Origin of the sequence: Kitasatospora sp. NPDC059599 (assembly GCF_042735125.1) — a bacterium.
Lineage (GTDB): Bacteria > Actinomycetota > Actinomycetes > Streptomycetales > Streptomycetaceae > Kitasatospora.
Genome location: NZ_JBHWCL010000110.1, coordinates 25,040 through 32,141, shown reverse-complemented (window position 1 = coordinate 32,141; position 7,102 = coordinate 25,040). Strand labels below are relative to the sequence as shown.

The following is a 7,102-nucleotide window of genomic DNA, read 5'->3' as shown; positions in this document are numbered from 1 at the left end:
GATCACGATCACCGTCGCCAGCGCGTCCGCACCCGCACCCCCGTACTCCTCCGGCACGTGCACCGCATGCAGGTCATTGCCCTGCAACGCGTCCAGCGCCTCCTGCGGGAACCGCCCCTGCTCGTCCACCTCCGCCGCGAACGGAGCGATCTTCGCCTCGGACAGCGAACGCACCGCCTCACGAAGCATCTCGTGCTCCTCGGAGATGCGGAAGAGATCGAAGTCAGCCGCCCCTGCGCTGCCAGCCATGATGCCTGCCTCGTCGTCCAGTGGCCGGAGCCCAGTGACCGAAGTCGGATCCGGTCCGTTCGAACCGGTCCGATCGACGTCGAATCCGGGTTAACTACCGTTCAGTAGAGATCCTAGGGCTCCCACCTGCGGCTGCCTAGCGCCCCGGGCGCACGGGCGATCCCTGCACGCCCGGGCGGGGCGGATAGCATCGGGGGCGTCCGCGCCGGTCCGAGTCCACATCCGGACCGGTCGAGTCCGCACCCAGGGAGAACCCGTGACCCTCCGCATCTCCGTGATCGGCACCGGCTACCTCGGCGCCACGCACGCCGCCGCGATGGCCGAGTTCGGCTTCGAGGTGCTGGGCCTGGACATCGACCCCGACAAGATCGCCATGCTCACCGCCGGCCGCGTCCCGATGTACGAGCCGGGCCTGTCCGAGCTGCTGCTCAAGCACGTGGCCGGGCACGAAGGATCGACCGGGCGGCTGCGCTTCACCACCTCCGTCCAGGAGGTCGCCGAGTTCGGCGACGTGCACTTCGTCTGCGTCAACACCCCGCAGCGCAAGGGCGAGTTCGCCGCCGACATGTCGTACGTCGACACCGTGATCGACGAGCTGGCGCCGCACCTGACCCGCCCGGCCCTGGTCGTCGGCAAGTCCACCGTCCCGGTCGGCTCGGCGGCCCGGCTGGCCGAGCGGCTGACCGCGCTGGCCCCGGTCGGCGAGGGCGCCGAACTCGCCTGGAACCCGGAATTCCTGCGCGAGGGCTTCGCCGTCCAGGACACCCTGCGGCCGGACCGGATCGTGGTCGGCGCCCAGAGCGAGCGGGCCGAGCGGCTGCTGCGCGAGGTGTACGCGGAGCCGATCGCGGCCGGGGTGCCGTTCCTGGTCACCGACTACGCGACCGCCGAGCTGGTCAAGGCGGCCGCCAACTCCTTCCTGGCCACCAAGATCTCCTTCATCAACGCGATGGCCGAGGTCTGCGAGGCGGCCGGTGCGGACGTCACCCTGCTCTCCGCCGCACTCGGCCACGACGAGCGGATCGGCCGCAAGTTCCTCAACTCCGGCCTCGGCTTCGGCGGCGGCTGCCTGCCCAAGGACATCCGCGCCTTCATGGCCCGGGCCGGCGAACTCGGAGCCGACCAGGCGCTGACCTTCCTGCGCGAGGTCGACTCGATCAACATGCGGCGCCGCTCCCGGATGGTCGAGCTGGCCCGCGAGCAGTGCGGCGGCGGCTTCCTGGGCCGCCGGATCGCCGTCCTCGGCGCCGCGTTCAAGCCCAACTCGGACGACATCCGGGACTCCCCCGCCCTCAACGTGGCCGCCCAGATCCAGCTCCAGGGCGCCCAGGTCACCGTCTACGACCCGAAGGCCGTGGACAACGCCCGCAAGATGTTCCCCTCCCTGGCCTACGCCGGCTCCGCCCTGGAGGCCGCCGAGGGCGCCCACGTCGTCCTCCACCTCACCGAGTGGGCGGAGTTCCGCGAGCTGGACCCGGCCGAGCTGGGCGCCGTGGTCGCCGAGCGCCGCCTCCTCGACGGCCGCAACGTCCTCGACGCCGAGGCCTGGCGTGCCGCCGGCTGGACCTACCGCGCCCTGGGCCGCCCCAGCTGACACCCCCGCCCACAACGCGCCCGCCCCTGGAGATCCGGGGGCGGGCGCGTTCGGTTACCGTCCTTCGTTGCACAGTTCCGGCCCCCGTTCGACCGACCTGGAGCGCGCGATGACGACAGCGGAGTTCTACCTGCGGGATCCGGCGCCCCGAACCGCCTGGCGGCAGGCCATCCTGATGGGCCGAAACAGCCGCACGTACAAATTCGCCCTGGGCGCCGCCCTGTTGGAATGCGCCGCCGCCGGGCGCACCGAGGTGCCACTGGCCGAACTGGCGGAGCCGTACGCGATGGCCCTGGCCTCACGACTGCGCGACGCGCCGCAGGCCCCGGCAGTGGGCGGGGACGACGACTTCCTCTCCGTCGCCGCCAGGGAGGCCGAGCAGTCCCTGGCCGCCGGGCGGCCCACCGAACGGCTCGTCGACGCCGCCCGCCGGTCGATGCCGGGCATGGTCATGGACCGCTTCCACAACCTCACGGGCGGCTCCGAAGTCCGGCACCGCTTCTACAACGAGACCGGGAAGGGTCGGAATCGCCTCGTCCTGCTCACTCCCGCCCTCCGGCAGATCGCCGTCCCGGAGCAGGCCGCCGGGCTGCGGGCCGAGTTGGCGGCGCGCTGGAGCATCGTGGAGTCCGCCTTCGCCTCGGGCGTCAGCCGCGGTCTGCTCGCCGACGACCTCGATGTGGACGTGGAGCGGTGGCTCCTGCTGGACCGGCGTCGCCGCCGACCCGTCACCGGGGTCGCCGACGCCCTGGTCGGCTTCCAGCACGGCCGCTGCCTGATCTGCGACGAGCCGATCACGCCCGGGGACAAGGTCGCGGTGGACCACGTCTTCCCGTTCGCGCTGATGAAGCGCTTCGACGTCGTGCCGGGCGGTCCGCAGCCGGACCTGGACCGCCCCTGGAACCTCGCCCCGGCCCACGAGGCCTGCAACGGCACCAAGAGCGACCGCATGCCGACCCCCGCCGAACTCGACCGGCTGGCCGGGCGCAACGAGGCCGTCATGGACTCCCCGGTACGGCTGAAGGACAGCCTGCGGGCGAGCCTGAACCACGCGAAGCTCGGCGCCCGACCGCCGGGCAATCGCTGGCCCGCCTTCCTCCGGCAGGTGCAGGACCACTTCAGCTGACCCCCGGGCAATATTGAACACGTTCAGATCGCATGCGAGGATTGCGGCACGTTCCGCGTCGACCAGGGGATCCTCCATGCGCGCACGGCTCACGTGGCTGATCGGCTCCGCGGCCGCCGCCGCCGCCCTCGTCTCGCCTTTCGCCTACGCGGGGTGGGCTCTGGGCAACTGGGACGGGAGCCCCGGCGCGGCCGACTGCTCCGAGGTCATGGCCTTCGCGGGCGGCGAGCTGCCCGCCCGGGCCACCGAGGCCCGCTGCACCGACAACGGCGGCTGGCAGGACCGCGGCTACCTCGCCGAGTTCCGGATGCCCCGCGAGGAACTGGCCCAGCGGTTGACGGCGGCCTTCCCTCGCGTACGGCTGACCGGCGACACGGCGCGCGGCCTGGACTTCGGCAACGCGCTCGGACCGCACGCGACGCCCCCGGGCGGGCAGGCCTCGACCGTCAGCCTGAAGGCCGTCTACGACGGCGACGGGACGGCCCGCGTCACCCTCGAAGCCTCTGACGCCTGAGCCGGGAATGCCCCTCCGGGGCACCCCGTTGGTACCGGCATGACGAGCTACGGCGACGACGCGACGGTCCGCGAGATCCTCACCGGCACCGGGGACACCTGGGCCGTGGTCGGCCTCTCCACCAACACCGCCCGGGCGGCGTACGGGGTGGCCCGGGTCCTCCAGAAGTACGGCAAGCGGATCGTCCCGGTGCACCCGAAGGCCGAGACGGTCCTCGGCGAGCAGGGCTACGCCTCGCTCGCCGAGATCCCGTTCCCGGTTGACGTGGTGGACGTGTTCGTGAACAGCGCGCTGGCCGGTGAGGTGGCCGACCAGGCGGTGGCGGTCGGTGCGAAGGCGGTCTGGTTCCAGCTCGGTGTGGTCGATGCGGCCGCGTACGAGCGGACCCGGGCCGCGGGGCTCTCGATGGTGATGGACAAGTGCCCGGCCATCGAGATCCCGCTGCTCGCCTAGCCGGGGCCGGCTCAGGAACCGGCGCCGTCCAGCTGGGCGATGGTGGCGATGGACGGGCGGCGGCTCGCCCGGAGTCCGGCGGCGGCCGACTCGGCGTCGCGCAGCACGCGGACGGCGTTGTGCCAGGTGAGCTTGGCGAGGTCGGCCTCCGACCAGTGCCGGCGCAGGAGTTCGGCGACCAGGTTGGGGTAGCCGGCCACCGAGTCCAGGCCGTCCGGCAGGAAGGCGGTGCCGTCGAAGTCGCCGCCGATGCCGATGTGGTCGATGCCGGCGACCTCGCGCATGTGGTCGAGGTGGTCGGCGACGGTGGCGGGGGTGGCGATCGGGCGCGGGTGCGCGGCTTCGAAGGCGCGCTGGTGGTCCATGCCCGCCGGGGTGGTGTCCAGCGGGTGGAAGCCGTGGGCGCGCATGTTCTCGTCGGCGGCCAGGGTCCACTCGATGGCGGCGGGCAGGATGAACTTGGGCACGAAGGTGGCCATCGCCACGCCGCCGTTGGCGGGCAGCTGGGCGAGCACGTCGTCCGGGACGTTGCGCGGGTGGTCGCAGACCGCGCGGGCAGAGGAGTGCGAGAAGACCACCGGCGCCTCGGTGACCCGCAGGGCGTCGCGCATGGTGTCGGCGGAGACGTGCGAGAGGTCGACCAGCATGCCGAGCCGGTTCATCTCCCGGACGACCTCCTCGCCGAAGCGGGTCAGTCCGCCGGCCACCGGCTTGTCGGTCGCGGAGTCGGCCCAGGGCACGTTGTCGTTGTGGGTGAGCGTCAGGTAGCGCACGCCCAGCTCGTACAGGGCCCTCAGGGTGGCGAGCGAGCAGTCGATGGAGTGGCCGCCCTCGGCGCCCATCAGGGAGGCGATCCGGCCCTCGGCGCGGGCGGCCTCGATGTCGTCGGCGGTCCGGGCGAGGCGGAGCCGGTCGGGGTAGCGCTCGACCAGGGCGTGGACGAAGTCGATCTGCTCCAGGGTGGCGCTCACCGCGTGGTCGCCGGCCAGCGAGGCCGGGACGTAGACGGACCAGAACTGCGCGCCCACCCCGCCCTCCGCGAGGCGGGCGAGGTCGGTGTGCAGGCGGTCGCTCTGGTCGGCGGCGAGGTCGAGCGCGCCGAGGTCGTACCCGGCCTGCTCGCGCATCGCCCAGGGGAGGTCGTTGTGGCCGTCCACGACGGGGGCGGCGCGCAGCAGGGCTCGGGCGCGGTCCAGCGCGGCGGGGTTGTCCAGCTCAGAGGTCATGCGAGCTGTTCTACCCCACCGCCGTGACCGTGATTACTTGCCGAAGCCGAAGGAGGACGAACCGGCCACCTTGGCGCGGAGCTTCTTGCCCTTGTCGGTGGCCTGGTTGTTCAGCTCGGCCTGGAACTCGGTCATCCGCTCGGTGAGCTCGGGGTCGAAGGCGGCGAGCATCCGGACCGCGAGCAGGCCCGCGTTGCGCGCGCCGGCGACCGAGACGGTCGCGACCGGGACGCCGGCCGGCATCTGGACGATCGACAGCAGGCTGTCCATGCCGTCCAGGTAGCGCAGCGGCACCGGCACGCCGATGACCGGCAGCGGGGTGACGGAGGCCAGCATGCCCGGCAGGTGGGCCGCGCCGCCGGCGCCCGCGATGATCGCCTTCAGGCCGCGCTTGTGGGCGTTCTCGCCGTAGGCGACCATCTCGCGCGGCATCCGGTGGGCGGAGACGACGTCCACCTCGTACGGGATCTCGAACTCGTCGAGGGCCTGGGCGGCGGCCTCCATGACGGGCCAGTCGGAGTCCGAGCCCATGACGATGCCCACGACGGGCTGGGAGGCGGAGGCGCTCATTCGGTGATCGTTCCTCGCAGGTAGGCGGCCGCGTGGCGGGCGCGCTCGCGGACGTCTTCGAGGTCGTCCCCGAAGACGTTGACGTGGCCGACCTTGCGGCCGGGCTTCACGTCCTTCCCGTACATGTGGATCCGCAGCCCGGGGTCGCGGGCCATGCAGTGCAGGAAGGCGTGGTACATGTCCGGGTAGTCGCCGCCGAGGACGTTGACCATGACGGTCCACTTGGCGCGCGGCCGGGGGTCGCCGAGCGGGAGGTCGAGGACGGCCCGCAGGTGGTTCTCGAACTGGGAGGTGACGGCGCCGTCCTGGGTCCAGTGCCCGGAGTTGTGCGGGCGCATGGCGAGCTCGTTGACCAGGATCCGGCCGTCGCGGGTCTGGAACAGTTCGACGGCGAGGTGGCCGGTGATGCCGAGTTCGCCGGCGATCCGCAGGGCGAGCTGCTGGGCCTCGTCGGACAGGGCGGGGTCGAGGTCCGGCGCGGGGGCGGTGACCTCGGCGCAGACGCCGTTCTCCTGGACGCTCTCGACGACCGGGTAGGCGACGGCCTGGCCGCTGGGCGAGCGGACGACGTTGGCGGCCAGCTCGCGGACGAAGTCGACCTTCTCCTCGGCCAGCACGGGGACTCCGGCCAGGAACGGGGCCTGCGCCTCCTCCTCGCCGTCGACGACCCAGACGCCCTTGCCGTCGTAGCCGCCGCGGACGGTCTTCAGGACGACGGGGTAGCCGTCGCCCTCGTTCGCGAACGCGGTGACGTCGGCCGGGTCGGCGACGATCCGGTGCCGCGGGCAGGGCACCCCGATGGAGTCCAGCTTGGCCCGCATCACGCCCTTGTCCTGGGCGTTGACGAGCGCCTCCGGGCCGGGGCGGACGGCGATGCCGTCGGCCTCCAGGGCCCGCAGGTGCTCGGTGGGGACGTGCTCGTGGTCGAAGGTGACCACGTCGCAGCCGGCGGCGAAGCGGCGCAGGGTGTCGAGGTCGCGGTAGTCACCGAGGACGACGTCGGAGACCACCTGCGCGGCGGAGTCCTGGGGCGTGTCGGCGAGGAGTTTGAACCTGACCCCGAGCGGGATGCCCGCCTGGTGTGCCATGCGGGCCAGCTGCCCGCCGCCGATCATGCCCACCACTGGAAAATTCACATTGCCCGGGGAAGTCACCCCGCCAGGATATCCGGGCCGGTGGGGGGCGGTGGAGCCGCTGGTGGGCCCTCGGAAGCGGACGCGCGTAGATGCGGACCCGGCCCCCTCGGGGCTGAGCCGTTCGGCGGAAGCGGGTAGCCTGGACGGCCAGGTCCTGGTCTACGCGGTCCGATCATGTGCGTGCACGCAGGGCTCAAGGGGCGACCGCGCCGCCGCGATCGGCCCTCTCGACCC

Annotated in this window: 8 protein-coding genes; 4 read left to right on the top strand and 4 right to left on the bottom strand. The window is 72.6% G+C overall.

Annotated features, from left to right (window positions below):
* The coding region (locus ACFV04_RS30695) for an acyl-CoA dehydrogenase family protein (RefSeq protein ID WP_380533933.1) at positions 1 to 249 on the bottom strand (249 nt) is incomplete at its 3' end.
* Between the two features lie 256 nt (positions 250 to 505).
* Here ACFV04_RS30695 and ACFV04_RS30690 point away from each other — a divergent pair.
* The 4 genes from ACFV04_RS30690 (at position 506) to ACFV04_RS30675 (ending at position 3,936) form a co-directional block, all read left to right on the top strand.
* Positions 506 to 1,843 carry a UDP-glucose/GDP-mannose dehydrogenase family protein gene (locus ACFV04_RS30690; protein ID WP_360265235.1) on the top strand — a complete coding sequence of 446 codons (1,338 nt, stop codon included), beginning with the start codon at positions 506 to 508 and terminating at the stop codon, positions 1,841 to 1,843.
* A 109-nt stretch (positions 1,844 to 1,952) separates the two neighbouring features.
* Positions 1,953 to 2,969, top strand: coding sequence for an HNH endonuclease (locus tag ACFV04_RS30685; protein ID WP_380533931.1), 1,017 nt, complete (start codon positions 1,953 to 1,955; stop codon positions 2,967 to 2,969).
* Positions 2,970 to 3,045: 76 nt separating this feature from the next.
* A complete protein-coding gene (locus ACFV04_RS30680; protein ID WP_380533929.1) occupies positions 3,046 to 3,483 on the top strand; it encodes a hypothetical protein in 438 nt (145 codons plus the stop codon).
* A 39-nt stretch (positions 3,484 to 3,522) separates the two neighbouring features.
* On the top strand, positions 3,523 to 3,936 hold the full coding sequence (locus tag ACFV04_RS30675; protein WP_380343927.1) for a CoA-binding protein: 414 nt from the start codon (positions 3,523 to 3,525) through the stop codon (positions 3,934 to 3,936).
* Positions 3,937 to 3,947: 11 nt separating this feature from the next.
* Here the strand turns inward: ACFV04_RS30675 and ACFV04_RS30670 are convergent, their stop codons facing one another.
* From ACFV04_RS30670 to ACFV04_RS30660, 3 genes are read right to left on the bottom strand one after another with little or no spacing between them, the layout of a single operon-like run.
* On the bottom strand, positions 3,948 to 5,162 hold the full coding sequence (locus ACFV04_RS30670) for a dipeptidase (protein ID WP_380533927.1): 1,215 nt from the start codon (positions 5,160 to 5,162) through the stop codon (positions 3,948 to 3,950).
* A 33-nt stretch (positions 5,163 to 5,195) separates the two neighbouring features.
* Positions 5,196 to 5,732, bottom strand: coding sequence for a 5-(carboxyamino)imidazole ribonucleotide mutase (gene purE / locus ACFV04_RS30665; RefSeq protein ID WP_380343933.1), 537 nt, complete (start codon positions 5,730 to 5,732; stop codon positions 5,196 to 5,198).
* On the bottom strand, positions 5,729 to 6,868 hold the full coding sequence (locus ACFV04_RS30660) for a 5-(carboxyamino)imidazole ribonucleotide synthase (protein ID WP_380343936.1): 1,140 nt from the start codon (positions 6,866 to 6,868) through the stop codon (positions 5,729 to 5,731). The genes purE and ACFV04_RS30660 overlap by 4 nt, the downstream gene beginning before the upstream one ends.
* Positions 6,869 to 7,102: the final 234 nt, after the last annotated feature.

Bases quoted from the DNA above. Each gene is read 5' to 3' on its own strand.
- ACFV04_RS30685 (WP_380533931.1), top strand. From the start codon at position 1,953: ATGACGACAGCGGAGTTCTACCTGCGGGATCCGGCGCCCCGAACCGCC.
- ACFV04_RS30680 (WP_380533929.1), top strand. From the start codon at position 3,046: ATGCGCGCACGGCTCACGTGGCTGATCGGCTCCGCGGCCGCCGCCGCC.
- ACFV04_RS30675 (WP_380343927.1), top strand. From the start codon at position 3,523: ATGACGAGCTACGGCGACGACGCGACGGTCCGCGAGATCCTCACCGGC.
- ACFV04_RS30670 (WP_380533927.1), bottom strand. From the start codon at position 5,162: ATGACCTCTGAGCTGGACAACCCCGCCGCGCTGGACCGCGCCCGAGCC.
- purE (WP_380343933.1), bottom strand. From the start codon at position 5,732: ATGAGCGCCTCCGCCTCCCAGCCCGTCGTGGGCATCGTCATGGGCTCG.